Annotated in this window: 23 protein-coding genes; 9 read left to right on the top strand and 14 right to left on the bottom strand. The window is 66.9% G+C overall.

Translation table 11 applies throughout. The annotated features are described in order from the left end of the window. Window positions 1–153 precede the first annotated feature (153 nt). Together CHB74_RS21755 and CHB74_RS19225 are read left to right on the top strand one after the other, a co-directional pair. Window positions 154–519 carry a hypothetical protein gene (locus tag CHB74_RS21755; RefSeq protein ID WP_245843048.1) on the top strand — a complete coding sequence of 122 codons (366 nt, stop codon included), beginning with the start codon at window positions 154–156 and terminating at the stop codon, window positions 517–519. Continuing rightward, window positions 516–1,292, top strand: coding sequence for an SDR family oxidoreductase (locus CHB74_RS19225; RefSeq protein WP_179220929.1), 777 nt, complete (start codon window positions 516–518; stop codon window positions 1,290–1,292). Before CHB74_RS21755 ends, CHB74_RS19225 begins: the two co-directional genes overlap by 4 nt. A gap of 25 nt (window positions 1,293–1,317) precedes the next feature. Here CHB74_RS19225 and CHB74_RS19220 read toward each other — a convergent pair whose 3' ends face one another. The 5 genes from CHB74_RS19220 to CHB74_RS19200 form a co-directional block, all read right to left on the bottom strand. Further along, complete coding sequence (locus CHB74_RS19220) at window positions 1,318–2,583, bottom strand: MgtC/SapB family protein (protein ID WP_089221127.1); 1,266 nt, start codon at window positions 2,581–2,583, stop codon at window positions 1,318–1,320. A 75-nt stretch (window positions 2,584–2,658) separates the two neighbouring features. After that, window positions 2,659–4,221, bottom strand: coding sequence for a S10 family peptidase (locus CHB74_RS19215; RefSeq protein ID WP_089221126.1), 1,563 nt, complete (start codon window positions 4,219–4,221; stop codon window positions 2,659–2,661). A 110-nt stretch (window positions 4,222–4,331) separates the two neighbouring features. Continuing rightward, window positions 4,332–5,204, bottom strand: a complete 873-nt coding sequence (locus CHB74_RS19210; RefSeq protein ID WP_089221125.1) for an SDR family NAD(P)-dependent oxidoreductase — start codon at window positions 5,202–5,204, stop codon at window positions 4,332–4,334. 75 nt (window positions 5,205–5,279) lie between these two features. After that, window positions 5,280–6,446, bottom strand: coding sequence for an amidohydrolase family protein (locus CHB74_RS19205; RefSeq protein WP_089221124.1), 1,167 nt, complete (start codon window positions 6,444–6,446; stop codon window positions 5,280–5,282). Further along, a complete protein-coding gene (locus CHB74_RS19200) occupies window positions 6,443–7,906 on the bottom strand; it encodes an amidohydrolase family protein (RefSeq protein ID WP_179220928.1) in 1,464 nt (487 codons plus the stop codon). Before CHB74_RS19200 ends, CHB74_RS19205 begins: the two co-directional genes overlap by 4 nt. Before the next feature lie 71 nt (window positions 7,907–7,977). On the opposite strand from CHB74_RS19200, the gene CHB74_RS19195 reads away from it, so the two are divergent. Continuing rightward, window positions 7,978–8,820, top strand: coding sequence for a LysR family transcriptional regulator (locus CHB74_RS19195; RefSeq protein ID WP_245843047.1), 843 nt, complete (start codon window positions 7,978–7,980; stop codon window positions 8,818–8,820). 6 nt (window positions 8,821–8,826) lie between these two features. Here the strand turns inward: CHB74_RS19195 and CHB74_RS19190 are convergent, their stop codons facing one another. The 3 genes from CHB74_RS19190 to CHB74_RS19180 form a co-directional block, all read right to left on the bottom strand. Next, a complete protein-coding gene (locus CHB74_RS19190) occupies window positions 8,827–9,678 on the bottom strand; it encodes an SDR family NAD(P)-dependent oxidoreductase (RefSeq protein WP_089221123.1) in 852 nt (283 codons plus the stop codon). A 124-nt stretch (window positions 9,679–9,802) separates the two neighbouring features. Beyond that, entirely contained in the window at window positions 9,803–11,089 is a 1,287-nt protein-coding gene (locus CHB74_RS19185; RefSeq protein WP_089221122.1) for a glycoside hydrolase family 130 protein, read from the bottom strand. 68 nt (window positions 11,090–11,157) lie between these two features. Then, window positions 11,158–13,434 (bottom strand): glycosyltransferase family 4 protein, encoded by a 2,277-nt coding sequence (locus CHB74_RS19180; RefSeq protein ID WP_089221121.1) that lies wholly within the window; start codon window positions 13,432–13,434, stop codon window positions 11,158–11,160. Here CHB74_RS19180 and CHB74_RS22665 point away from each other — a divergent pair. Continuing rightward, window positions 13,427–13,549, top strand: coding sequence for a hypothetical protein (locus tag CHB74_RS22665; protein WP_281253567.1), 123 nt, complete (start codon window positions 13,427–13,429; stop codon window positions 13,547–13,549). The two genes, CHB74_RS19180 and CHB74_RS22665, sit on opposite strands and share 8 nt — an antisense overlap. Before the next feature lie 36 nt (window positions 13,550–13,585). Here the strand turns inward: CHB74_RS22665 and CHB74_RS19175 are convergent, their stop codons facing one another. From CHB74_RS19175 to cobD, 3 genes are read right to left on the bottom strand one after another with little or no spacing between them, the layout of a single operon-like run. After that, window positions 13,586–15,088, bottom strand: a complete 1,503-nt coding sequence (locus tag CHB74_RS19175; RefSeq protein WP_089221120.1) for a cobyric acid synthase — start codon at window positions 15,086–15,088, stop codon at window positions 13,586–13,588. Then, entirely contained in the window at window positions 15,076–16,014 is a 939-nt protein-coding gene (gene cbiB / locus CHB74_RS19170) for an adenosylcobinamide-phosphate synthase CbiB (protein WP_089221119.1), read from the bottom strand. The genes CHB74_RS19175 and cbiB overlap by 13 nt, the downstream gene beginning before the upstream one ends. After that, window positions 16,007–17,011, bottom strand: coding sequence for a threonine-phosphate decarboxylase CobD (gene cobD / locus CHB74_RS19165; RefSeq protein WP_089221129.1), 1,005 nt, complete (start codon window positions 17,009–17,011; stop codon window positions 16,007–16,009). The genes cbiB and cobD overlap by 8 nt, the downstream gene beginning before the upstream one ends. A 149-nt stretch (window positions 17,012–17,160) precedes the next feature. On the opposite strand from cobD, the gene CHB74_RS19160 reads away from it, so the two are divergent. Further along, on the top strand, window positions 17,161–17,679 hold the full coding sequence (locus tag CHB74_RS19160; RefSeq protein WP_089221118.1) for a CinA family protein: 519 nt from the start codon (window positions 17,161–17,163) through the stop codon (window positions 17,677–17,679). On the opposite strand, the gene CHB74_RS19155 is transcribed toward CHB74_RS19160, so the two are convergent. The 3 genes from CHB74_RS19155 to CHB74_RS19145 form a co-directional block, all read right to left on the bottom strand. Next, the gene (locus CHB74_RS19155) at window positions 17,666–18,700 is read right to left on the bottom strand and encodes a rod shape-determining protein (protein ID WP_089221117.1); all 1,035 of its coding nucleotides are present in this window, start codon (window positions 18,698–18,700) and stop codon (window positions 17,666–17,668) included. The two genes, CHB74_RS19160 and CHB74_RS19155, sit on opposite strands and share 14 nt — an antisense overlap. 154 nt (window positions 18,701–18,854) lie before the next feature. Further along, entirely contained in the window at window positions 18,855–20,750 is a 1,896-nt protein-coding gene (gene mdoH, locus CHB74_RS19150) for a glucans biosynthesis glucosyltransferase MdoH (protein ID WP_245843045.1), read from the bottom strand. 105 nt (window positions 20,751–20,855) lie between these two features. Continuing rightward, window positions 20,856–22,403, bottom strand: a complete 1,548-nt coding sequence (locus tag CHB74_RS19145) for an OpgD/OpgG family glucan biosynthesis protein (protein WP_089221115.1) — start codon at window positions 22,401–22,403, stop codon at window positions 20,856–20,858. Between the two features lie 421 nt (window positions 22,404–22,824). On the opposite strand from CHB74_RS19145, the gene CHB74_RS19140 reads away from it, so the two are divergent. The 4 genes from CHB74_RS19140 (at window position 22,825) to CHB74_RS19125 (ending at window position 25,378) form a co-directional block, all read left to right on the top strand. After that, complete coding sequence (locus tag CHB74_RS19140) at window positions 22,825–24,120, top strand: tyrosine-type recombinase/integrase (protein WP_089221114.1); 1,296 nt, start codon at window positions 22,825–22,827, stop codon at window positions 24,118–24,120. Window positions 24,121–24,657: 537 nt separating this feature from the next. Further along, entirely contained in the window at window positions 24,658–24,873 is a 216-nt protein-coding gene (locus CHB74_RS19135) for a hypothetical protein (RefSeq protein ID WP_089221113.1), read from the top strand. Continuing rightward, window positions 24,870–25,055, top strand: coding sequence for a hypothetical protein (locus CHB74_RS19130; protein WP_089221112.1), 186 nt, complete (start codon window positions 24,870–24,872; stop codon window positions 25,053–25,055). Before CHB74_RS19135 ends, CHB74_RS19130 begins: the two co-directional genes overlap by 4 nt. After that, window positions 25,052–25,378, top strand: coding sequence for a hypothetical protein (locus CHB74_RS19125; protein WP_089221111.1), 327 nt, complete (start codon window positions 25,052–25,054; stop codon window positions 25,376–25,378). Before CHB74_RS19130 ends, CHB74_RS19125 begins: the two co-directional genes overlap by 4 nt. Window positions 25,379–25,509: the final 131 nt, after the last annotated feature.

The raw sequence follows: 25,509 nt of genomic DNA, 5'->3' as shown, positions 1-25,509 counted from the left end.
CAAACCCAGAAAGGAGAAGCCCACATCTTGACCCACCAATGACACCCAAACCATAACCGCAGGCGGGTCACTTCTCGGTGAAAATCCCGGGTCAGCTCTCAGTGGAAATCAACAATCTGCACCCGCCGCCCGGCGGAGGCAGTGATCCCGTCGGTGGCGGCGCTGGTCCATCATGCCCGCCGGATCACCGAACCCGATGTGCCCAAGGCGCTTGTCGGCCAGTTGCAGCTCGAATGCTGGTCGCGATGCGCGGCCGAATTGCGGGACTGGCGGGCCCGCAACGCCGATGTTCCATGGGTCGATGTCGAAATGACCCGGCTGCGCGCCGACCCCGTGGCCACCTTGCGCGACGTTTACGCTGCCCTGGCCGAGCCCCTCACGGCGGAAGCCGCCGACGCCATTCGCGCCAAGGCCCTGACGCTGAAGGCGGGGCAGACGGGCAGGGCGATCGCGCCCGAGGAATATGGCCTCACCGCATCGGCGATCCGCGCCGCGTTTCCCGGGGAGTTTCTGGCATGAAGGGCAAGGTCGCGGTCGTATCGGGGGTGGGCCCCGGCGTGGGGGTCGAACTGGTCCGGCTGTTTGTTGATGAGGGCGTGAAGGTGGTGATGGTCGCCCGCGACGGCGATCGCCTGCGCGCCATCGAGGCAGAGCTCGGCGGCGCTGGCGGTCACATCGCCTCGGTGTCGGGTGACATCGCGCAGGCCGGCGATTGCGAGGCCGTGGCGCGGGTCGCGGCGGAACGGTTCGGGCGCGTCGATACTCTCGTCAACAATGCCTTTCAGATGGGGCCCTGGGGGACGCTGCTCGATACGGTCGCGGACGAGCGCTGGAGCGATGCCTTCGACGTGAACGTGCGGGGCATCCTGCGGATGACCCGCGCCATGCTGCCGGCGCTCGAGGCGTCCAAAGGCACCGTGGTGATGGTGAACAGCGTCGCCATGCGGACCTACAAGCCCGAAGTCGGCTGCTATGCGATCGCCAAGTCGGGATTGCAGGCGGCGGCGCGCTATCTGGCGATGGAACTGGCGCCGCGCGGCATCCGGGTCAACAGCGTGGTGCCCGGCTATATCGACGGGCCGCCGCTTCAGGCCGCCTTCGAGCGGATGGCCGAAGCCCAGGGCATCACGGCCGCCACCGTGCGCGATCAGGTGACGCGATCGCTGCCCCTGCAACATATCCCCACCTCGCGCGACGTGGCCGAAGCGATCGCCTTCCTTGCCTCGCCGCGATCACGCGCGATCACCGGCGCGTCGCTCGACGTGAATGCGGGCGAGTTTCTGCCCCAGTGAGCCCGCCGGAGGCCCGCTTTCACGCTCATGCCATCGCGAAATAGAGCGTGGCGGCGACGGCGGTGGCGGCGAGCGAGGCGATCCAGACGTGGAGGCTGAAGCGGCGTGAGCCGAGTAGCGAGCCGTAGACCGCCTTGGCGATCATGTTGGTCAGCATGGCGAGGCCGATCGCTTCGGCGCCGGTGGCGGGGGACAGGCGATCCATCATGCCGGTGACGGTGACGGTGGCGGCGTCGACATCGGCCAGCCCGGACAGGGCCGAGACGATGAACAGCCCGGCATCGCCGAACATCTGGCTTGCCGCCTTGGCGAAGAAGGTGATGGCGACCAGCAGCAGCGCCATCTTGATCACCGAATCCAGCTCGAAAGGGTTCTTGGGCGCCTTGCCGGCATGGTCCTGTTCGCCCTTGCGCGCGAGCAGCGCGGCATAAGCGGCCATGACCAGCGCGGCGCCGCCGAGCGCGGGGATGAGCAGCGGCACGATCACGGGTGCCAGCGTCGCCACCAGCACGCCGGTGCGCACGAGCGCCACCGCGCTGGATGCGATGGCGCCGGCGGCGAGCGCGGTATCGGCGTCCTCCAGCTTGGAACGGCGCGCATTGTTGACCGCGACCGCCGTCGCCGCGACGATGCCGCCGACCGCACCGGCCGCCACCTCGCCCCGGGCGGAGCCGAGCATCCGCACCGCGATGTAACCGCCGAACGAAATGCTCGCGAGGAGGATGACCAGCATCAGCGTGCGCGCAGGCGAGATGCCGCCATAAGGGCCGATCGGTTCGGACGGCAGGATGGGCAGCAGCACGAAGGTGAGCGCGAGCAGGATGACGGCCGAACGCAGTTCGGCCCAGCGCAGCTTGCGCATCGCCTTGTGGAAGAATTCCCGGCTGGCCAGCACGGTGAGCAGGACGACGCCCCCGGACGAGGCGATCTGCACGTTGCCGAGCACCGCGACCGCGCCGAGCGCGTAGGTGAGCATCACCGCGACGACGCTGGTGACGCTGAACACGCCGCCACGTTCGGCCGTCTCACGATAGCGGAGCAGGGTGACGGCGCTGGTGAGCACGGCGAAGAAGGTGGCGAGGACGATGCCGGCGGGCCGCCCGTCCGAAGCCAGTTCGCGTTCGATCAGCGCGGCGATGCCGCCGAACAGGCCCATGAGCGCAAAGGTGCGGATGCCCGCCGTGCGCTGGCCGAGTGGAATATCCCGTTCGCGCCAGTGGCGTTCGACGCCCACCACGGCCCCGATCGCGATGGCCAGCGCGAGGCGCTGGAACAGCTCGATATCGCCCATGACGCGATAACGGCATGGCCTGCGGCCCGCGTCAATCGGGGAGGGCGGCCGGAGCCACCCTCCCGCATGGCGGAATCAGCGCGCGGCTTCGGCGTAGAAGCGTTCGAGATCCTGCCGCATTGTGCGCAGCGCATCCGGGTTGAGATAGACCATGTGGCCCGCCGGATAATAACGGAATTGCAGATTGGGGCGCAGTTCCGGCGCGAGCATCATGTGCTTGAGATCGCGTTCGGTGGAGAAGAAGGGCGTCGCCATGTCGTAATAGCCGTTGAGCGACAGGACGCGCAGATGCGGGTTGATGCGCATCGCGGCCGACAGGTCGGCGGTGACGTCCGCGACATTCTGGGTGCGATCATCGGGCGCGCGGTGCGACCAATCCCACTTGAAATCGCCGCCTTCGCGCGCGCTGCGCCGATAGGTGAGTTCGGTTTCGTACCCAAGCTCGCGCGTCAGATAATCCTGGAAGGTGCTGATATATGCGCCGGTGATGCCGGTGCTGGACGCATCATATTCGGGCGTTTCGCCGGCGGCGTCGTCATCCATGCCGGTATAGCGCGAATCGAAGCGGCCGACGGTGAGGCGCTGATCGCGCAGCAATTCCTTGCGGAAGCGGCCGAGATCGACGCGGAGATTGGCGCGCTTGAGATAATCGACCGGCAGGCCGGTGAAGCGGCTCAGTTCGCGCGCGACGGCGTCTTCTTCCTCGGCCGGAATGTCCTGTCCCTTGGCCAGCGCGGCGGCATAGGCGCCATTGGCGAAGACGCGCGCCTGTTCGACGAAGGTGGCAAGGTCCGCCGGCTTGTCGGTCACGCGGTTATGATACCAGGCGGTCGCCGCATAGGTCGGCAGATAGCCGACATGGATATTATCGAAACCCGACTGGCGGATGCCGTAATTCATGATCGACGAAAGCAGGATGACGCCGTTGAGCGTGAGCCCCTGATCCTCCAGCTGATAAGCGAGCGCGCCCGAGCGGGTGGTGCCATAGCTTTCGCCCAGCAGATATTTCGGATCGCCCCAGCGCTTGTTCTTGATGACATAGCGGGTGATCGCCTTGGCGAAGGCATCGACATCCTGATCGACGCCGTAGAATTCCGCCGGCTTGGCATCGCCCAGGATGCGCGAATAGCCCGAACCCACCGTATCGATGAACACCATGTCGGTGCTGCCGATCAGCGTGTCGGGATTGGGATCGACATGGAAGGGCGCGGGCGCCACGGCGCGCGGATCGGTGGTGCGCACGCGCACCGGGGCGAAGGAGCCCATGCGCAGCCACAGGCTCGCCGAACCCGGGCCGCCATTGTAGATGAAGGTCACCGGGCGCGGCTTGCCGCCCGAGGCCGGCGCCGTATAGGCGGTGTAGAAGATGCTCGCGGTCGGCTTGCCGGCGGCGTTGCGGATGGTGAGCGTGCCCGCCGTGGCGGTGTAGCCGATCGTCTTGCCGCCGACCGATACCTTCATCGACTTGGACTTGGTGACTTCGGCCACGGGCGCCGTCGCCCAATTTTCGGCGATGTCGGCGGCGACCTTCTTTTCCACCTCGTCCGCCGCGCTCTTGGGCGCATCGGCTTTCTGGGCGGCGGCGGGAAGGCTGAGCAACAGGCAGGTGGCAAGCGTGAGGCAGGCGGAAAGGCGCATCGACGGACCCGGTTTATGGTTTGCGATGCGGCACCTTGCGAAGCATCGGCCCCCCGGCAAGAGAGTTTCGACAAACAACCTTTGTCGAAACTCCATGCGATTGCAGTTGTTTATGCGGCAGCGGGGATCTTGAAGCTGGACCGGATCGCCTTTTCAAGCTGGCTGTCGGAGAGGAGCCGGCGCAGCAGGCCCATCGGCTTCACATCCTTGCCGACATAATGGATCGGCTTCCACTTCGGCAGATCGATGATCTTGAGCATTTCGGCCACCGCATAATCGGGCGTGCTGCCGCTTTTTTCCAGCATGTCGGGCAGGACGTGCTGGACGACATTGCCGAGCGGCGGATCATAGACGGCGAGCACGTCGGCCGGCTGGGCGTTCCATGTCTTGCGGGTGTTGGCATGGGCATTGGCCGACATGCCGGTGAGCACGCCGCCCGGCAGGATCGAGGTGACCTCGATCCCGAAGGCCGACAATTCGTGGCGGAGCGTGAGCGTCATCCCGTGGATCGCGTGCTTCGTCATGTTGTAGGGGCCGGCGCCGACCGGATTGGCGATGATCGCACCCGAGCTGTAATTGGCGATGCGGCCATGCTTCGACTTGCGCAGCATCGGCAGGAAGGCCTGCACGACACGCAACTGGCCGAAGGTGTTGATCTGGAAGATGCGTTCGACATCCTCGATCTTCACGCCTTCGATCACGCCGACCGCGATATTGGCGACGCCGGCGACATTGAGCAGCAGATCGAGCGGCTCATCGCCCAATGCGGCCTTGACCCGTTCGGCGCTGGCGCGGACGGATTCGGTGCTCGACACGTCCTGATCGATGACGGTGATCAGGTTGGTATCCACCAGATCGGTCGGCGCGCCGGGCAGCACGCCTGCGAACACGCGCACGCCGCGCGCGGCCAGCGCCTTGGTGAGCAGATTGCCCTGACCCACATTCGCGCCGGTGATGAACGCCGTCTTGATCTGCCCCGCCATGCCATGATCCCCTGATGTCGCTTATTGAATGACATTCACTAATAATGGCGAGCACTTGTCAAGGCGGGGCGACGATCAGCGACGGATGAGCTCTCCCTTGCGGACGATCAGGCGGTCGGCGGGCACCTCCGCCACGGCGGCGGCGGCATTGTCGGCAGCGACGGCGACGAAATTCGCCTCCGCCCCCACGGCGAGGCCGTGGCCGTCGAGGCCGATCACCGCGGCGGCATGGCCCGTCGCCATGGCCAGCGCGAGTTCCAGCTCATCATCGGTGTAGAAGCCCGATCGATAGCCGACGAGCATCGCGCGCTGCAGCATGTCGCCATTGCCGTAGGGCCACCAGGCATCGCGGATATTGTCGTTGCCCGAAAATACCCGGACGCCGGCGGCGTGGAGGCGCAGCACCGGCGGGAAGGCACGATCGCCGGGGGCGTTGGTCATGATCGCGACGCCGGCTTCGGCCAGCACGTCGGCGGTGTAGGCGACGACATCATCCGCGACGTCGCCCAGCGCATAGGCATGGCTGACCGCGACGCGGCCGGCGAGGCCGAGCGCGCGGGTGCGCCCGGCGATGCGCAGCAATTGCGCGATGCCGCCTTCGCCCGGTTCGTGGAGGTGGATGTCGACCTTGGCGCCGCGACGGTCGGCAATGCCGAACACCACGTCGAGATGCGCTTCGGCATCGCCGTCCAGCGTGGTGGGATCGATCCCGCCGATCACGTCGGCGCCCTCGCGCACGGCAGCGTCCAGAATGTCGGCGGTGCCAGGGCAGGTGAGGATCCCGGCCTGCGGGAAAGCGACGAGTTCGATCGTCACGCGATCGGCCCAGGCGGCGCGCGCTTCCATCACCGCGTGGAGGTTGGCGAGGCCGGTGGTGGCATCGACATCGACATGGCTGCGCATCGCGATGGTGCCAAAGCCCGCGGCCTTGGCGATCAGCGCCGACGCGCGTTCGGCGATCGGGCGGGCTTCACCGAGCAGCGCCTTTTCCGCCGCCAGCCGGTCGCGCAGGCTGGCCGCGCGGACATGGCTGCGCCAGCGATCGCCGACGAAGCTCTTGTCGAGATGGATATGCCCGTCGACGAAGCCGGGCAGGACAGTGCGGCCGGCAAGGTTGATGCTGTCGCGTGGCCGGGCGGCGGGATCGACATCGCCGATGGCGACGAAGCGCCCGTCGCGGACCGCGAGATCGGCCTGTCGCCCATCGGGCAACCGGCCATCGACGAATAGCCGGTCGATCATTGCGCGGTTTCCGCATTCCATGCGGCGACCTTGGCGCGGGCTTCGGCCAGCATCGCATCGAGCGCGGCGCGATCGTGCACCCGGCCGCGCAGGATCACCGTGTCGATCGCCCGGGTGGCGTGGATATCGGTGAGCGGGTTGGCGGTGAGCAGCACGATATCGGCGACCTTGCCCGGCGCGATCGCGCCATAGCGATCGAGCTTGCCGAACCAGGCCGGGCCGGCGCGGGTGGCGGCGGTGAGCGCCTGCGCCGGCGTCAGCCCTTTGGCGACGAACAGATCGAGTTCATCGTGCAGGCCGATGCCGGGATAGTTGAACGAGTTGAGGAAGCCGGCATCGGTGCCCGCCATGATCGGCACGCCGGCTTCGACCAGCATCGGCAGGATCGCGCCGACGCGTTCGATATCGGCATGGCGCGCGGCGATTTCGGCCGGGGTGGCCTTGGCCGCGCGCTCGATCCGCCAGTCATAGGTCTTGCGCAGCTTCGGCCCGATATAGGCCAGATAGGCGTCGTGGCTGTGATCTTCATCGTCGAGATGGGCGATGATGCGGCTGCCGTTGAGCGTCGGCGTCACCGCCAGGCCATCGGCCGCGAAACGGCGATAGGCGGCCATCGCGGTCGCGTGATCGAAGCTGGTGGCAAGCCGGCGGTTGGCTTCGGCCCGGTTGATGCGGCCGGCGGCGAAATCGGCGGCGATCGCCGCTTCGTCGGGCGATCCGGGATGGCGCGCATAATCGAGATGTTCGATCGAACTGAGCCCGGCATCCACCGCCTGCCGCACGGTCAGCGCCATCGGGATATGCCCCGAACTGCGGAGCCCGAGCGCCTTGGCGCGCGCGACGGCATAGAGGAAGAGCTGCGGATCGAGTGTGCTGTCCGTGATCTTGACGAAATCGACCTTGAGGCCCTGGAGCCGGGCGAGCGCGGCATCGACATCCGCCTTGGAACCGGCTTCGAGCGTGCCCTTCCAGATCGGCTTCAGCCCTTCGATCTTGGGGCCGGAGGTGAGCAGATTGGGGCCGAACAGGCTGCCGCGCGCGATTTCATCGCGCCAGGCGAGCACGTCATAGGGCAGATCGCCCGCGCAATCGCGGATCGTGGTGATGCCGTGCGCCACATAAAGCGGCAGCAGCGCCTTGTTCTCCGCGATCAGATCGGGTCCGCCGCCGAAATGGACGTGCATGTCCCAAAGGCCGGGGATGACGAAGCGGTGCGCGGCTTCCAATGTGCGCGGGGCTGCCCAGTCGCGCGCGATTGCCTTGTCCGGGCCGACGGCGACGATGGCGCCGCCGCGCGTGACGATCGCCTGATCGGGCACGGTGCGCGCCTTTTCGACATCGACGATCGTGGCGTGGCGGATGAGGACATCGCCCTGCTGGCGCGGCGCGGCAAGCGCGGGCGCGGTGAGGACGGTGAGGGCGGACAGCGCGGCGAGCGCGCGACGGAGCGGCTTCAGCATGGCCCGTGGAATATCATTGGCCTGCATTATTCACCAATTAGATGATATGATGATAAGCATTCATACACGTGATGATGAACATGCTCGATCCCCGCCTGCTGCGCAGCTTCGTCGCCATCGCCGACAGCGGCAATTTCACGCTGGCGGCGCAGCGGCTGCACATGACGCAATCGACGATCAGCCAGCAATTGTCGCGGCTGGAGGATGCGGCCGGCCATCGGCTGATCGACCGCAGCGCGCGGCCGGTGCGGGCGACGGCGGCGGGCGAGCGGCTGATCGGCCATGCGCGGCGCATATTGGCGCTGCAGGACGAAGCGGCGATGCTGCTGGCCGATCCGGCCGGCACGGCGGCGATCCGCATCGGCCTGCCCGAGGATCTGGCGACCGGCGAAATGGCGACGGGCTTCGCCCGCTTCGCTGCCCGCCATCCCGAAATCCGGCTGGACGTGACCACGGGGCTGAGCCGGCCGCTCGCCGCATTATATGCGCAGGGCGAATTCGACATCGCGATCGTGAAGGAGATGCAGGCCGGGCCGGATTGCCGGGTGGCGTTTCCCGAACCCCTGGGCTGGTTCGCCGGGAAAGGCGGGGCGGTCGTCGCGCGCGATCCCGTGCCGCTCGTCACCTTTCCGCCCGGCGGCCTGTATCGCGACGCCATGTTCGATCGGCTCGAGCAGGAAGGGCGGCGCTGGTATGTCGCCTTTTCGGGCAGCAGCCTGCAGAGCGTGCTGGCGGCGGTGGGTGCGGGGCTGGGCGTTTCGCTGCTGCCGTTGCGCACCACAAGCGGCGCGCCGGTGCGGCGCATCCAGGATTTCGGGCCGGTCGCGCCGATGGTGGTGGCGCTTTATGCGCGCGAGGCGGAAGGGGCGGTGGCCGAACTGGCCGACGCGATCGCGGCGACGCTGGCGGGTTGAGCCGGATCAGGCGGGTGGCAGATCGGGGATGGTGTGGGCATCGCCGATGACCTGCCTGCCGTCGAGCGCATGCAGCGGCGATTGCGTCATCATCAGCACCTCGCGGCTCGATGCGATGATGCCGGTCAGCGATGCGGCGATCAGGATGGCGGAGGCTTCGGCCATCATTTCCACGCCTTCGATCCAGTCCGGGTGGCGCGGCATGGTGGCATGGGCCAATGCGAGCGCGTTTTCCGAGGCGCAGATCTTATAGGGCTTGACCGCGTTGACGTGGATGCCGCTGCCATGGAGTTCGGCGGCGAGCCCCGTGGTCAGCCGATCGAGCGCAGCTTTGGAGGCGCCATAAGCGGCCAGCCCGTGGATGAACTTGGCCGGCGTGACATAGGGCGCCGGCGGCTGCGACACGGTTTCCGAGGTGATGTTGAGGATGCGGCCCCAGCCGGCTTCGCGCATCGCGGGCAAGGCGGCCTGGATGAGATCGACCGGAGCGTGGACATTGACCTCGAACGCATTGCGGCGCGCGGCCAGATCGATCTTGCTGAGCGGCGCGAAGGCACCCGCGCTCGCCGCATTGTTGACGAGGATGGTGACGGGGCCGAACGCGGCGCCGGCTTGCGCCACCAGATCGGCGCGCGCCGCCGCGTCGGTCAGATCGACGAACAGGCCGTGCGCGCGGCCGCCGGCGGCTTCCACCGCGCGCCGCGTTTCATCGAGCCCGGCAGGATCGCGGCCCGAGGCGGTGACGACGATATCGGCGCCGAGCGACGCCAGCCGGATCGCGATCGCCCGGCCGATCCCCTTGGTCGCGCCTGTTACGAGCGCCGTGCGGCCATCGAGCCGTTCGAGATGTGCCGCCATGCTTCCCGCCTCCCGATCAAATCCATGGCAGGATGTCGGCGTGGCCGGGCGCGATCAATAAGCGCGGCTTCCGTTTGCGGCGGTATCGCGCAAGACGGCTGGATTGCGAAAGGGGTGGGCCGGATCAGTCCGGCGCCATCGCGGCGAGCAAGGTGGCGATCGGCACGAAGGCGAAGGCGACCGAACTGTCGGCCACGCCATAGGGCATGAACAGCAGATCGCCATGGCGGATCGCGCCGCAGGTATAGACCACATTGGGGACATAGCCCTCGCGATCCTCGTCGGCGGCGGAAAGCAGCGGCTGGATGGTACGGCCGATGATGCGCGACGGATCATCCTTGTCGAGCAGCACCGCGCCGATCGAATATTTGCGCATCGCGCCGACGCCATGGGTGAGCAGCAGCCACCCTTCCTCCAGTTCGATCGGCGCGCCGCAATTGCCGATCTGCACCATTTCCCACGGATAATGCGGGGTGAGCAGCAATTCGCCCTCATCCCAATGGTCGATCCGGTCGGACTGGATGAGGAACAGGTTTTCGCCGTCCTGCCGCCCGATCATCATATATTTGCCGCCGATGGTGCGCGGGAACAGCGCCATGCCCTTGTTGCGCGCCGCCGATCCGTCGATCGGTTCCATCTTGAAGGTGCGGAAATCGCGGGTGCGCAGGAATTCGGAGCGGATCGTGCGGCCGTCATAAGCGGTATAGGTGCCGATCCATTCGATCTGGCCATTATCATGCGTGAAATGGACGAGACGGAGATCTTCCAGCCCGTTGCTCTGCGCCGCCGTGATCGGGAAGATCAATGTGCCCGAGATGGTGGAATCGGCCTGCCGGTGGATCTGCACGCAGCCATTGGGTTCGGGATCGCCCGGTTCCAGCCCGGCGGCGGTGCAGAAGGGCGGTTCGGGCGCGAGTTCGAAATGCATGCCGGGCGACAGGATGCCCTCGCGAAAGGCGATCGAGCTGATATGCCCTTCGCCCACCGCGCGCAGCGACAGGATGATGCGCTGCGAGCCCCGCGAGAGGCCGGATTGATCGGGATGCGGCACGATGCTGGGGTTCATCAGCGCGGCCGCCGCATAGCTATATTCGTGGCAGAAATAGGCGCCGATCAGCTGCTGCTTGACCGGCGAGATGGTCATCCCGTCGAGCCCGAGCGCCTGTTCGATCTGGCCGTAGCGCTGGTTGAACACGTTGCGCGTCTGCCAGTGGCGCGCCTCGAAATCGCGGAGCACCAAGGCGAGTTCGGCCTGCGCATCGACATCGCAGAGCGCGAGCACCTGGCGGACGATGCGGCCGACGCGGCCGGCCCCCGGATTCACCGGATCGACCGGGATATGGAAGGGGCGCACCACGACGCGCGAGGCATCGGCGCTCAGGCGCAGCGGCGTGTGGATCAGATCGAGCAGAATGGGCCCTCACTCCTCCCCGCTGGGCGCGAACCCGGGTCGCGCCCCATCCGCATCTCGCAACGCAACTAGGCCCGACGTTCGGACGCGACGGCACCGGGCCGATCGGGGCTGTCCGACGTGACCAGCCCGGTCTGCGCCATGGCGCAGGCGGCAAGCTGGAAAGCCAGAACCGACTCTGCACCCGTATTAAGATTCACGCCATCCCGCATCAATCCATCATAGCAACTACCATCGGCGGCCGACGCGATCGGCTGGCCGAGATCATTGTCCCCCAGATACCAGCGCCACGCCCGGTGCGCGGCTGCGTGCCAGCGCCGATCGCGCGTGGCCTGCCAGGCGGTGAGCGCGGCATCGACCATCGCCCAGGCTTCCAGCGGCTGCTGATCATAAGGCAGCGGCGGCAGGAAGCTGCGGCCGAAGCTTTCGCTGCCGACGGCGCGGAAATGCCCGTCCTCGTTGGTTTGCACCGCATCGAGCCAGGCCAGCGCGTCGAGCCCGGCGGCGTGCATCGCGCGATCGTGGAGGACGAGGCCCGCGCGCATCATCGCTTCGGGCAGGCGGGCATTGTCATAGCCCAGCGTCGGTTCGAACCAGCGCCAATCGGCGCGGCTGGTGGCGGCTAGCGCGGCGGAAAGCCGCCGGCCGCAGGCTTCGACGATGGCAAGCGCCGCCGGGTGGCCGGGCTGGCCTTCGAGCAACGCTTCGGCGCCGAGCATGGCGAAGGCGAAGCTGCGCAGATTGCCGAGTTCCAGCGCATGGGGTGCGGCCTGATCGAACAGGTGCCGCGCCCAGCGACGCAGATCGGGGCGCCGCGCTTCGGACGCGGTGACGCCGACCGCCCAGAGCGCGCGGCCGAAACTGTCTTCCGAGCCGATGGATTCGAGCCATTGGCGATCATAGCCCATGAAGTTGCGGAAGCGGCCGGCATCGCCATTCCACGCATGCTGGACGAAAGCGGCATAGATGGTCGCCAGCGCCTCGCTGCGATCGGACCGGGCATCGCCCAGCCGGTGCATCAGGATCAGCGCGCGGGCATTATCGTCGACGCAATAGCCGTGATGGCGATCGGGCACGCTGAACACCGAATGCTGCAGGATGCCGCATTGATCGGTGAGCCGTTCGACCGCCGCCAGCCGCGGTGCGATGCGATCGCCCCGGCCGATCACCGGCAGCCGCAGCGGGCGCGGGGCCAGGGCCGCATCGAAAATATCGAGATAGGCATCGGCCAGCCGCGCCCAGATCATCGTGCGGCCGGTGGCATAAGCGCGCTGGCGCATCGCTTCACGCCGGGCATCGTCGGCCAGCAGGGCATCGATGGCGCAGGCGAAAGCATCGCTGTCGCCGAAGCGGGCGAGAACGCCGACGCCATCGGCAAGCAGTTCGGCCGCGTGCCAATAAGGCGTGGACACCACCGGCTTGCCCAGCCCGACAGCGAAGGACAGCGTGCCCGACGTGATCTGCGCCTCGTTCAGATAGGGCGTGACGTAGATATCGACGGCTTCGAGATAATCGAGCAGGCGATCGGTTTCGGTAAATTCGTTGATGAAGCGCAGATGGTCCTCGACGCCGAGATCGCGGGCGAGCGCGGCCAGCCGTTCGCGATAGGCTTCGCCCTGCTGCGCGACGAGATGGGGGTGGGTGGCGCCGAGCACGACATAAAGCGCGTCCGGGTGGTGGGCCACGATCTCCGGCAGCGCGCGGATCATGGTTTCGATGCCCTTATTGGGCGAAAGCAGGCCGAAGGTAAGCAGCACCTTGCGGCCTTCGAAGCCGAAGCGGGCCTTGGCGGTGGCAATATCGGCCAGCGGGCGATCGGGCACGCCATGCGGGACGACCGCAATCCGGCCCGGCGCGATGGCGTGGACCCGTTCGAGGATGTCGCGCCCCTTTTCCGCCATGACGATGAGGCGCGTCGCCCGGCGGGCCAGCGCATCGATCACCGCGCGCTGTTCGGGCGTCGGATCGGTGAGCACCGTGTGGAGCGTGACGACGAGCGGCAGATCGATCCGTTCGATCAGGCGCAGCAGATGCGCGCCGGCGCTGCCGCCGAAAATGCCATATTCGTGCTGGACGCAGACCAGTTCCGCCCCGCTTTCCGCGATCCGCCGCGCGGCGGCGCGATAATCGGCGAGATCGGCCTGGCCGATCTGGCAGACGACTTCGGGCGGATAGGCGTGGAGACCGCCGGGTTCGTCCATCGCATAGACGTCGATCGCAAGGTCGGGCCGGGCGGCGACGAGCGCGGCACGCAGATCGGCGGTGAAGGTGGCGATACCGCACATGCGAGGCGGGTGATTGCCGATCAGGGCAACATGATTGGTCCGCTTCCCATGCATGATCATCGGCGCCTCGCTGCACTGCGGCAATCCTGCGCGCGGCGCGGTCGAGTCGCGACGGCGCGAATTCGCTCGCATGCTATGCCAAATGCGCCGCCTGCCAAAAGGTTTCGGCAAATAAATGGTGCGATGCGGTATCGCCGCGCGACGAGCGGATTCAGCCCGCCCGGCGGGCGATGTCGATCAGCCCGGATATGTCGAGATGCGTTTCCAGCGCATCGGCGATGCGATCGAGCGCCTGATCGACCAGCACCCGATGATCGCCGCCGCCGCTGGCCGCGCCGATCCGCGCGAGCAGGCTGGCGCGTAGCCCCGGATCGGCGAACAGGCCATGGACATAGCTGCCCATTACCAGCCCGTCGGGCGAGATCGCACCGTCGCCACGGCCGTCGTCGAGCCGGGCGAAGGGCAGGGCGGTATCGGGCCCGGTGGTGTCGTCGAGCCGGGCGAAGGGCAGGGCGGTATCGGGCCCGGTGGTTTCGCCCATGTGCATTTCATAGCCCGACAGGCGCCCGCCAAGCGCGGTGCCGGCGACATCGCGGAGCGCCTTGGTGGGGGTCAGCGTGGTCGCGATATCGAGCAGGCCGAGCCCTTCCACATGGGCGGCCGCGCCTTCGATGCCCAGCGGATCGGCGATGGTGCGGCCGAGCATCTGATAGCCGCCGCACAGCCCCAGCACCGGCTTGCCCTGGCGATGATGGGCCAGGATGTCGATATCCCAGCCCTGCGCCCGGAGCGCCGCGAGATCGGCGATCGTGGCCTTGGACCCGGCGAGGACGATCAGCGCCGCTTCGGCCGGGATCGGGGTTCCCGGCGGCACCATCATCAGATCGACCCCGGCTTCGGCGCGCAGCGGATCGAGATCGTCGAAATTGGAGATGCGCGGCAGGATCGGGCAGGCGATGAGCAGGCGGCCGCTGGCGCGATCGATCCCGCGTTCGAGGATCACGGCATCCTCGCTGGGCAGCGACACGGCATCGCCAAGCCAGGGGACGAGGCCGAAACCGCGCCAGCCGGTCAATTGTTCGATCGCGCGATAGCCGTCGTCGAACAGCGCCGGGTCGCCGCGAAACTTGTTGATGATGAAGCCGTGGATCATCGCCGCGTCGGCCGGATCGATCACCGCGCGGGTGCCGGCCACCGCCGCGATCACGCCGCCGCGATCGATATCGCCGACCAGGATGACGGGCACGTCGGCGGCGCGCGCGAACCCCATATTGGCGATATCGCCGGCGCGCAGGTTGATTTCGGCGGGGGAGCCCGCGCCTTCGATCACTACCACATCGCATTGCGCGCGCAGCCGCTGGTAGCTTTCGAGCACCTCGCCGAGCAGCGGGCGCCGCGCTTCGCGGAAATTGGCGGAGCCGAGCGTGCCGCGCACGCGGCCGTGGACGATAAGCTGCGAGGTGCGATCGGCCTGCGGCTTGAGCAGCACCGGGTTCATATCGGTATGCGGCGCCACCCGGCAGGCGATGGCCTGCGTGGCCTGCGCGCGGCCGATTTCGCCGCCATCCATGGTGACGGCGGCGTTGTTGGACATGTTCTGCGGCTTGAACGGGCGGACGCTGAGCCCACGATTGGCGAGCGCGCGGCAGAGCCCTGCGACCAGCACGGACTTGCCGACGTCCGACCCCGTTCCCTGCAGCATCACAGCGCCCATGCATATCCTCCGGCAAGGGCCCATAGCAGCAGGCAGGCGCGAACATAGAGGGCGAGGGCGCGATCGATATCGGCTGCGCGGGCGTCGGCACGGCCGCGGCCGATCCACGGCTTGGGGCTGAGGACGCCATCATAAGCGATCGGTCCGGCCAGCCGCAGGCCAAGCGCGCCGGCCATCGCGGCTTCGGGCCAGCCGGCATTGGGGGAGGCATGCTTGCCATGATCGCGCCACAGGCAGCCCCAGCCGCCCGGTGCGGCGAGGCAGAGGAGGAGGCCCGAAAGGCGCGCGGGCAGCCAGTTGAGCAGATCGTCGGTGCGCGCGGCGGCCCAGCCGAAGGCGCGCCAGCGTGCTTCCTTGTGGCCGATCAGGCTGTCGGCGGTGTTGATCGCCTTATAGACCCAGAGGCCGGGCAGGCCGAGCAGCAACAGCCAGAACAGCGGTGCCGCAACGCCATCGCAGAAGCTTTCGGCGAGGCTTTCGATCGCGGCGCGCGCGACGCCCGCTTCGTCGAGCGCGGCGGTGTCGCGGCCGACGATCATGCCGACGGCCTGCCGCGCGGCGGGCAGATCGCCGGCGGCCAGATGGCGAGCCACCGGCCGGACATGATCGTAAAGGCTGCGCTGGGCGAGGCCGGGAAAGGCGCAGAGGCCGACGCCGATCCAGCCCCAGCGGCCAAGCCCGGCCCAGAGCGCCTGTTCCACCGCCAGTGCGGCGGTGAAGACCGCGACGATCAGCAGCAGGACGAGCGCCACGCCCGCCAGCCGGCGCGCGCTTTCGCTGCGTTGCGGGCGGTTCCAGCGGCGTTCGGCCGCCGTGATCAGGCGGGCGAAGCCGCCGACGGGATGGCCGACCACGCGATAGAGCCGATCGGGCCAGCCGACCGCCGCGTCGAGGAACAGGGCCACCAGCCCGGCCGGCTCAACCATCGGCGAGCGCGCGATCGAGCCGGGCGGTGACGGAGGAGGATCCCGGCAGGCCGAGGCGCAGCCAGCGCGGATCATAATCGAATGGGCGGGACAGCACGCCATGGCGCGCCAGTCGAGTGAACAAGGCGGCCGCATCGTCGCATTCGACCAGCCGGAACAGGGGGCAGCCGCCGCGCGCGACCAGACCATGCCGCGCGAGCAGCGCATCGAGCGCGGCAGCCTCACCAGCAAGGCGCTGGCGCATGGCGGTGATCCACGGCCGATCGCCATAAGCCGCGACGCCGATCGCGATGGCGGCGGTGGACAACGGCCAACTGCCCAATTGCGCGCGCAGCGGGGCGAGCCGATCCGGGTGGGCGACGGCAAATCCCAGCCGCAGGCCGGCGAGGCCGAAAAACTTGCCGAAGGATCGCAGCACGATGACCGGCCGGTCGGCGGCGTGGGGCAGGATGCTGGTGTCGTCCTGCGCATCGGCGAAGGCTTCGTCGACGACAAGCGTGCCGCCGGCACTGGCGAGCGCATCGGCGGCGTCGCGCAGCGCGGCCGGGGCGAGCAGGCGGCCATCGGGATTATTGGGGTTGGCGATCAGGATCGTGCCGCCGGCCCGCGCCTCGCCCGCCAGCGCATCGGCGGCGATGGCCCGGCTCCGGTCCAGCGCTTCGCCATGTGTGCGATAGCCGGGCGCGACATGCCGGTGCGGGGCGGGCAGGTGCATCAGCCGGAGCAGGCGCAGGCCGATCTCGGTGCCGGGAAGCGCGCAGACAAAGGCGGGGTCGACGCCGAAATGGCCGGCGGCGGCGGCTTTCAGCCGGGCGAGCGCGGATGGATCGGGCAGCGCCGCCCAGTCAATAGGCCCGGCCCGGCCGGCATCCCATGGCCACGGGTTGATCCCCGTGGAAAGATCGATCCACGGCTGCGGCGCATCGGCGAAGGCAAGGCGCGCACGGTCGATCCGCCCGCCATGGAAGGTCCATTCGCCCGCGCCGGAAGATCGCATCACCATCGCGCGACGGGCAGTAGTGCGCTTTGCCGCGCCAAGGAACCGCGTTTCGCGCCGGCGATTTAGATGCTGCGCGAAAATGGTGAGGAACGGAGGATGCGGGTTGGCGGGCACAATCGCCGACGGCACGGCCATGGCGGCCCGCCATGACCGAGACGCTCGCCCCCGCCTTGCCCGACGATGTCGACGGACTGGTGCACGCGGTGCTGGCCGCCGCTGCCGAACACGGGTTGAGCATCGCCACGGCGGAAAGCTGCACCGGCGGGCTGTTGGCTTCGTTGCTGACCGATGTCGAAGGTTTTGGCCGCCAGTTCGAGCGTGGCTTCGTCTGCTACAGCGAGGAGGCGAAGGAGGAACAGCTGGCGGTTGCCCCCGATGTCATCCGCCGCTGCGGCGCCGTCAGCGGGCAAGTGGCGGTGGCGATGGCGGAAGGCGCGCTGGCGGCGTCCCGTGCCGATATCGCGATTGCCATCACCGGCTTTGCCGGCCCCGCCGGTCCGGGTGACGAAGAGGGGCTGGTCCATTTCGCGTGCCTCCGTCGGGGGCATCCGACGCACCAGCATGAGGCGCATTTCGGCCCCGTCGGGCGCGGTGCGATCCGGCTCGCGTCCTTGCGTATCGCGCTGGATATGCTGGCGGGGGCGATCCGGCTTACGCCTGGCTGAGCACGCCCCGATAGGCATTGTCCTCCAGCGTGCGGCCGGCGCCCTTGGCGACGCAGATCAGGGCTTCGTCCGCCACGGCGACGGGCAGGCCGGTTTCCTGGCTGATCAGCGTATCGAGTTCGTGCAGCAGCGCGCCGCCGCCGGTGAGCACGATGCCCTGATCGACGATATCGGCGGCGAGTTCGGGCGGCGTGTTTTCGAGCGCCATGCGCACCGCGCCGACGATATGGCCCACGGGTTCCATGATTGCTTCGGCGATTTCGGCTTCGGTGATGCCGATTTCCTTGGGCACGCCGGCGACGAGATCGCGACCCTTGATCCGCATCGTCCGGCCATCACCCGGCGGCATCGTCGCCCGGCCGATTTCGTGCTTGATCCGTTCGGCGGTCGCTTCGCCGATCATCAGATTGTGGCGGCGGCGGATGGACGAGGTGATCGCTTCATCCATCTTGTCGCCACCGACGCGCACCGAATTGCTGTAGGCGAGGCCGCGCAGCGAGAGCACCGCTACCTCGGTCGTGCCGCCACCGATATCGACCACCATCACCCCGATCGGATCGATCACCGGCAGGCCCGCGCCGATCGCGGCGGCCATCGGTTCTTCGACCAGCGAGACGCGCGAGGCACCGGCATTGGATGCGGCATCGCGGATCGCGCGGCGTTCCACCGTGGTCGATCCCGAAGGCACCCCCACCACGATTTCCGGCCGGCGCAGGAAACGCTTGGCGCCGCCATGCACCTTGGTGATGAAATGCTTGATCATCTGTTCGGCGATGTCGATGTCGGCGATCACGCCATCGCGCAGGGGGCGGATGGCCTGGATGTCCTCCGGCGTCTTGCCGAGCATCAGCTTGGCATCGGCGCCGACCGCGCGGACCTTCTTGATGCCGTTGCGTGTCTCGATGGCGACGACCGAGGGTTCGTTGAGGACGATGCCGGCATCGCGCAGATAGACCACCGTGTTGGCGGTTCCGAGATCGATGGCCATGTCGTGGGATGCGAACTGGAAAAAGCGCGACATTATTCTGTTGTTGCTCCCGGCGATTATCACGTCGATGCGGCCCCCGGCTCGCCACGCGGAGGCCGTGCCGGAGTGGCGAGTCCGCAGGCGGCCGGTCAACGGGCGCGCGCCCAAATGGCGCGTAGCTGCGCCGACCGACGGCGCGGTCCGGTGATCAGGGGCGAACGGGCGGGCCGATCGGCCGGCGGACGAACAGGCGCGCCATCACCGAGGCCGGGGCAAGCGCCGGCGCACGCGAGGGATTCGGCCCCTGCGGGACGGCGAACAGCCCCTTGCTGGCGAACCAGTCGCCCACATCCGCCCGCGACGTCAGCATCGCGGTGAGCGGCGCGCCGATCAGGCCGACCACCACCGGCAGCGTCCACAACGGAATCGCAAGGCCGAAGAGCAAAGGCGCCAGCAGCAGCAGGCCGAAGCCGACATGCAGGCGGCACAGGATCAGAGCGTCGCGGAAGCTCATCCCATCGGCGTCGCGGCGCTGCGGCATCCAGCCGACCGGGCGGCCGCGCAGGATATCGACGATCGCGGCCGTCTGGTTGATCATCGTGATCGGCGCCATCAGCATCGACAAGGGCAGCTCGATCGCGACGGTGAGGGCGAGCTTGCGGCCGCCGCCCATCGCTTCGCGCAGGCCATCGTCGACATAGAGCCAGGCCATGGCGATCAGCTTGGGGCCGAGCAGCAGGGTGAGGGTGAGGACGAGCAGCCAGCCGCCGGGCATCGCCGAGAATGCGGGGTGCGAGGAGCCGAGCGAGGCGATGATGCCGAGCACCAGCATCAGCATCCACAGCGGCGAGGTGAGATAAGCGGATGCGCCCATCAGCAGCTGCAGCCGGTTGATCCAGTGGAAGCCCTGGGTGCGCAGCAGCCGGACATGCTGGAGATTGCCCTGGCACCAGCGGCGATCGCGCACCGAATGGTCGGCGACGGTGGGCGGAAACTCCTCATGGCTGCCTTCGGGCAGCGACACCATGTGGACCGACCAGCCATTGCGGCGGAGCAGCGCGGCTTCCACCATGTCGTGGCTGAGGACATGGCCGCCGAACGGCTCGCGGCCCGACAATCGCGGCAGGCCGCAGCTCTGCGCGAAGGCGCGGACGCGAACGATGGCGTTGTGGCCCCAGAAGGTGGCTTCGGTGCCCGACCACCATTGCAGCCCGGCGGACGCGGCCGGGCCGTAAGCGGCCGCGGCGAACTGGTGCCAGCGCGCGAAGAAGGTGCGCGCCTTGATGATCGTCGGGATCGTCTGGATCAGGCCGACGCTCGGCCGCCTTTCCATCGCGCTGGCAAGCAGCGCCATCGCCGGGCCGCTCATCAGGCTGTCGGCGTCGAGCACGATCATGCTTTCATAGGCGCCACCGAAACGGCGCACCCAATCGGCGATATTGCCGGGCTTGCGGGCCACATTTTCCAGCCGGCGGCGATAATAGACGCGCACCGGGCTGGCCGCGCGGGTGGCATGCAGCGCCGCCAGCTCGGCCGCTTCCATGTCGGCGCGCGAATCGCTGAGCACGAAGATGTCGAACAGATCCTGCGCGCCGATCGCGGTGAGCGAGGCGCTCATTTCCGCGATCCGCCCGAAAACCGCTTCGGTATCCTCGTTATAGATCGGCATCAGCACCGCGGTGCGCCGCCGGGGCAGGCGCATGCGTGCGAACCAGCGCGACAGGCCGGGGCCGTTGCGCAGTAGCACGACGAAGCCGGCCAGCGCGCTCAGAAAACCGAAGGTGATCCAGCCATAGAGGCTGAGGAACAGGATGGTGAGCAGCCCGTCGATCGGATCGAAACCGTCCGCCGCGAACGGGCGGATCATCTCCTGCGTGGCGGCGATGCCGACCAGAAGGCTGCCGAGGACGAGGAAAAGCCGCCGTTCGCTGACGCCATCGACGCGGATCGGCGTGGGCAGCGGCTGCATCTGATCCAGCGTTGTCGCTGGCGCGAGCGACTGTTCAGGCATGGCGAGCGGCGTTTCGCGGGGCAGCAGCGGCTCCGTGAAGGCGGGGGTGACCGTTCCTGTCACCGGCAGATCGTCAAGCTTTTGCAGTTTCACGTTCAGCGAACCCATTTGATGCGGCGGCGATCTGGCGTCGCAGGCCGGTTTCGTTTCGGCATCGCTTTAAGCATCTGAAGCGATGGCACTATTGCCCCCAAATGTTCAGCGCAGCAGGTAGAGGAGAGTTTCACTCAACGCATCGCGCCCGCGCTTCAGATAAGCGCGCAAATCACTCGCCCCGGCGTCGGGCTGGGCGACATCGACGATGAGCCGCCAGCGTTCGTCCACGCCAACCACGGGATAGGCATAGGTTGCGATGACCTTGCCGCCGGTGGCGGACACCACGGCTTCGACCCCGCTGTCGCGGTCCAGGCCGGCAAGGGCGGTGCCGACGAAATCGGCGACGAGGCGCCGCGCGCCGGGAATCGGATCATGCCCCGGCCGGCCGGCGACCCCGGTCCAGCAATCCACCGCGCGGGCAAGCGCGGGCGGCGCGGGATCGGTTCCGCTCCAGCTCAGCCGGTAGGCGATGTCGATCCTGTCGCCCTTCCGCGTCGGGCGCGCCGGCGTCCAGAAGGCGACGATATTGTCCTCGATCTCGCGCGTGGTGGGGATTTCGTAGAGCATCACCCGGCCCTCGCCCCAATCGCCTTGCGGCTCGACCCAGAGATTGGGGCGCTTTTCATAATAAGCGCTGTCATCCTGATAATGGGCGAAGGAGCGGTCGCGCTGGAGCAGGCCGAAGCCCTTGGGCGCGCGATCGGCAAAGCTGCTCGTCGCCGGGTGCGGCGGGTTGACCAGCGGGCGCCAGATCCGTTCCCCGGTGCCGGTAAGGATGGCCAGGCCGTCCGAATCATGGATTTCGGGACGCCAGTCGATCCCCTGGGCACGATTGCCCTCGCCATACCAGAACATGCTGGTCAGCGGTGCGATGCCGAGCCGTTCGACGTCGCGACGCAGGTGGAGCGTGGCGGTGATGTCCTGCACCGGCCCAACATCGGTCTTGCGGCTGACGAAGCGGTAGGCGCCGGTAACGCTCGGCCCTTCGAGCAGCGCGTAGATCGTCATCGCGTCGGCGGGGCCCGGCTCCAGCCAGAAGCGGGTGAAGACGGGAAACTCCTCGCGCCCGTCAATCCCGGTGTCGATCGCCAGCCCGCGCGCCGACAGGCCATATTGGTGGAGCGCGCCGGCCGAGCGGAAATAGGAAGCGCCCTGATAAGCCAGCCAATCGCCCCGGCCGCCGGCATTCATCAGCCGGAAGCCGGCGAAGCCTGCCGCCATCGGAAAACGCCGGCCGGCGGCATCGGGGGCGACATCATACATGTCCGGGTCGAAGCCGATCGGGAAGGCGCGCCCGTTTTCGACGCGGGCAATCTCGATCGGGCTGTTGGCGAAGCGGTGGATCGGGAAGAAACGCGTCTCGCGTTCGCCATCGCCGCGCCACAGGGCGTGATCGGCGCGGAAATGGATGCGGTTCACCTCGTCATAATCGATCGCGGCGGCGGCAGCGACCGGCTGGGGCGCATGCCAGGCCGCGCCGGCGAGGTCCGCCGCCAGCTGCCGCAGCCAATCCCACGAAAAGGGCGTGCCTCCGCGCGGGGCGGCGGCCCATGCCGCAGGCGAGAGGATCAGGGGGGCGGACGCGATACCGGCCAAAGCATGGCGCCGCGTCAGGCCGGCGCGGCCGGCGCCGGTGTTCATGATGGGCATTCGTCGTGAGCGATCCGTTTTCTGCTTTGCGCCACAAGACGCAGGGCAGGCCGAAAAGTTCAATCGGCCGCGTTCAACCGTCCGCCGATGTAATGCGCGCGCGCGCGTGAACAATATGCAGGCGATCGGCTGGACGCCGAAACGGGGCGCTTCACGCGATACCATGGCAAAATGCAGGGGCGCGTAATTGGTGCGCGCGCAGCGCGGCGGAGGATCAGGTCTGGCAAGAAAGGGCGCTATCGCGCCGGCGAAGCGGACCTTCTGGAAGGTCCGGCTGGAGCGGGTGAAGGGATTATAACAAGATACTACAAATAAACAACATTTTTTGCTACAATGACCCACACAGAACCTACACAGGCACGGAAGATCAACCACTTACGCTGCCAATCTGCACAGTTTCTGCACAGTGGGAAGCGGAGAAATGAGTTTCATCCTCGACAAGGAGCAGATCAAGCCCGGCCTTATCATCTTCCGGCGTGCCGATGTCGGGCACGACAACTATTACTGCCGGATCAGAATCCAGAACGAAGACCGCTATAAGACAATTTCGCTGCGCACGGCGGATCGGCAGACGGCGCGGGACCGCGCGATGGACGAGTATGCCGATATCCGCTTTCGGGTGAAACACGATGTTCCCGTGTTCAACCGCCCCTTCTCGCAGGTTGCGGAGGAATATGCCGACGCCCAACAGCGCCGCGCCAACGCGGGCGAGGTCAGCCAAGCCCGCTGCAAAAATATAAGAAGCAAGATCGACGGCCCTCTCAAGGCCTATGTCGGCAGCACACAGATTCATCTGGTTACGCAAGACCGCTGGTCAGAATATCCGCTGTGGCGACGGGAAAACGGCGAAGGCCGTCGCAAGAGCGTCATCAGCGATTCCACTATCCGCATCGAGATGACCATTTTCGCAGCCATCATGAACTTTGCGATCAGCAAGCGGTATGTTCCCGCTCATCATCGCTTCGAGGGCATGCCAAAACTGAAATCAAATCGCCGTGACGAGTTCACGCTTGAGGAATACCGCAAGCTGCACACCAAAGGCCGCAAGTGGATGAAGGAGGCGACCACGCCGCAAGGCGTCTGGTATCGCCAAGTCTGCTACAATTTCATTCTCATTATGTGCAACACGGGGATGCGCCCGCCAGAAGCGAAGAACCTGCGCTGGCGGGACATCACCACCGCAAAAGACAAAGACGGACAGGAAATTCTTGTCCTCTACGTTCAGGGCAAGGGCAAAACCCGCAAGCTGATTGCCCCGATCAGTGTCGCAAAATACCTCGACCGCGTCCGCGAGCTTTCCAAGGCAACCAAGCCTGACGATCATGTCTTTACGATTATCAACGGCAAACCGGCAAAATGGCTCTATCGAGATACCGTCGAAGAGTTATTGAAATACACCGACCTTCGGGAAGGACCGAGCGGCATTCCCCGCACAACCTATTGCTTCCGCCATACCTACGCCACGCTCCGGCTGTCCGCCGGGGTGGATGTCTATATCCTCGCCCAGCAAATGGGCACCTCCGTCAAAATGATTGAACAGCACTACGGGCATGTGAACACCATCAAGCATGCCGACCGCGTGCTCATGGGCATCGGCGGATGGGATGCGATGCATGCCGAAATGAACGCCGAAATCGACGAGTTGGAAGCCAAGGCCAAAGAGGTGCAGTCCATCAAAGCCAAGCAGACGGACAAGCCGAACCGCTCCAAACGCTAGCGCGCATCGCACCAGCCATCGAGTTCGATGGCCGATGCAACGGAGCTATGCGTTTCTGCCGGAGGTCACGACGCGCCGCTGGCGCTTCCCGGTCGTAGAGCCCGGCCAAGCGGGCACGGGAAAATGGCGCGCCGAGCTTCAAGCGCCCCCGTGTTCGCGTCTTTCCGCGAAGCCGTTGCCTCAGCCGCTGGCGACCCAGAGGCAATGGATAGCGGGGCCTGCCCTCATGCAGGCCACCCTTACCCCAAAATCGCTATATCTCAGGATATGCCGCTGACCTTTTGAACTGCCACTCACCCTTTGCAGGCATTGGCTTTGTTATCGGCTCCGTCCTGAATTCCCCTTGTCTTGTTTGCATCCCCATCGGGCAGCGTCATGCCCCCTGCCATGCGCGGGCGCTCATGGCGTCAACAGGAAGCCTCGGCTCCCCCGTCCGCAGGCGTCCGGTCCCCCAATTTTCCTGTGTGACGCCGCGCCATCGCGCTTGGCTCTCCGTGGGCACGCCCGAAAGGGAAATGCAAACCAAGGAGAAAAAACATGACGAAAAAATCCGAAACCAAAGCGCCCGCACTGATTGCGTGGCAAGTCAGAGAAGCCAAAGGCGGCAAAGCCTACTGGACGCGCATCGGGGCTGCGTGGCCGCACCAGAGCGGCGACGGCCATACCCTGCAACTCGACCTCTATCCGCTGGACGGTCGTATTGTTCTGCTCCCCCCGAAAGCCGACGAAGCGGCGGAAGGCGGTGCAGCATGACCCGCAGCCAGCGTCTCTCCCGTGGGCTTAACAGCATCTTTGACCACGTCAGCTTTATACTCGACAACTACGATAGCATCACCGGCGACGCCCGCCGCGACCTCCAAGAGGTGCTCTACATCGTCGGTGCGGCTCAAGACGAAGCTGCCCAACTTCCCATCGCAGAGGGAGGTCCAGCATGAGCCGCCTCTGCAAACGCTATACGGAGCATCACGAAACCGTCTGGAACGGCGTGACCATATCCATCAGCTACGAACCGCGCTGGCTCAGCCTTGCCGATGACTACGGCCTCGACACGGCCCACCTCGAAATCGAGGCTATCGCGCCGGAGCGCGCGCCGCTTCCCATCACGGAAACCGGCTACCGCTCGCACTTCACGACAGCCAGCACCGTCGCCGCCATGGGCGGGCCGGTGGCCCTTGTACGCACATGGCTGGACGAAGAAGCCGCGAATCCGGCGTGGCGGCAGCACGAGGCCACCGCCCGTCAGCTCACCCTCTTTTGAGGGTGAGCTGACGCTGGCAAACGAGACGGCGCTATTTAGGCCACGTGGACAAAGGGTAGCCACAGCAATGCTGATGCGAGGCTGACGAAGCCGAGATAGGAGCTTTTGCTTTTGTCGTAGCGGGTGGCGAC

Source organism: Edaphosphingomonas laterariae (assembly GCF_900188165.1).
Classification (GTDB): Bacteria; Pseudomonadota; Alphaproteobacteria; order Sphingomonadales; family Sphingomonadaceae; genus Sphingomonas_E; species Sphingomonas_E laterariae.
Note: the sequence above shows the minus strand (reverse complement) of the source record. Positions and strands in the feature narration are given on the sequence as shown.

Bases quoted from the DNA above. Each gene is read 5' to 3' on its own strand.
- CHB74_RS19155 (WP_089221117.1), bottom strand. From the start codon at position 18,700: ATGTCGCGCTTTTTCCAGTTCGCATCCCACGACATGGCCATCGATCTC.
- CHB74_RS19200 (WP_179220928.1), bottom strand. From the start codon at position 7,906: ATGCTGAAGCCGCTCCGTCGCGCGCTCGCCGCGCTGTCCGCCCTCACC.
- CHB74_RS19125 (WP_089221111.1), top strand. From the start codon at position 25,052: ATGAGCCGCCTCTGCAAACGCTATACGGAGCATCACGAAACCGTCTGG.
- CHB74_RS19180 (WP_089221121.1), bottom strand. From the start codon at position 13,434: ATGATCATGCATGGGAAGCGGACCAATCATGTTGCCCTGATCGGCAAT.
- CHB74_RS19130 (WP_089221112.1), top strand. From the start codon at position 24,870: ATGACCCGCAGCCAGCGTCTCTCCCGTGGGCTTAACAGCATCTTTGAC.
- CHB74_RS19175 (WP_089221120.1), bottom strand. From the start codon at position 15,088: ATGGGCGCTGTGATGCTGCAGGGAACGGGGTCGGACGTCGGCAAGTCC.
- CHB74_RS19145 (WP_089221115.1), bottom strand. From the start codon at position 22,403: ATGCCCATCATGAACACCGGCGCCGGCCGCGCCGGCCTGACGCGGCGC.
- CHB74_RS19225 (WP_179220929.1), top strand. From the start codon at position 516: ATGAAGGGCAAGGTCGCGGTCGTATCGGGGGTGGGCCCCGGCGTGGGG.
- CHB74_RS19220 (WP_089221127.1), bottom strand. From the start codon at position 2,583: ATGGGCGATATCGAGCTGTTCCAGCGCCTCGCGCTGGCCATCGCGATC.
- CHB74_RS19140 (WP_089221114.1), top strand. From the start codon at position 22,825: ATGAGTTTCATCCTCGACAAGGAGCAGATCAAGCCCGGCCTTATCATC.
- CHB74_RS19135 (WP_089221113.1), top strand. From the start codon at position 24,658: ATGACGAAAAAATCCGAAACCAAAGCGCCCGCACTGATTGCGTGGCAA.
- CHB74_RS22665 (WP_281253567.1), top strand. From the start codon at position 13,427: ATGATCATCGGCGCCTCGCTGCACTGCGGCAATCCTGCGCGCGGCGCG.
- CHB74_RS19195 (WP_245843047.1), top strand. From the start codon at position 7,978: ATGATGAACATGCTCGATCCCCGCCTGCTGCGCAGCTTCGTCGCCATC.
- CHB74_RS19160 (WP_089221118.1), top strand. From the start codon at position 17,161: ATGACCGAGACGCTCGCCCCCGCCTTGCCCGACGATGTCGACGGACTG.
- cbiB (WP_089221119.1), bottom strand. From the start codon at position 16,014: ATGGTTGAGCCGGCCGGGCTGGTGGCCCTGTTCCTCGACGCGGCGGTC.
- CHB74_RS19190 (WP_089221123.1), bottom strand. From the start codon at position 9,678: ATGGCGGCACATCTCGAACGGCTCGATGGCCGCACGGCGCTCGTAACA.
- CHB74_RS19210 (WP_089221125.1), bottom strand. From the start codon at position 5,204: ATGGCGGGGCAGATCAAGACGGCGTTCATCACCGGCGCGAATGTGGGT.
- cobD (WP_089221129.1), bottom strand. From the start codon at position 17,011: ATGCGATCTTCCGGCGCGGGCGAATGGACCTTCCATGGCGGGCGGATC.
- CHB74_RS19205 (WP_089221124.1), bottom strand. From the start codon at position 6,446: ATGATCGACCGGCTATTCGTCGATGGCCGGTTGCCCGATGGGCGACAG.
- CHB74_RS19215 (WP_089221126.1), bottom strand. From the start codon at position 4,221: ATGCGCCTTTCCGCCTGCCTCACGCTTGCCACCTGCCTGTTGCTCAGC.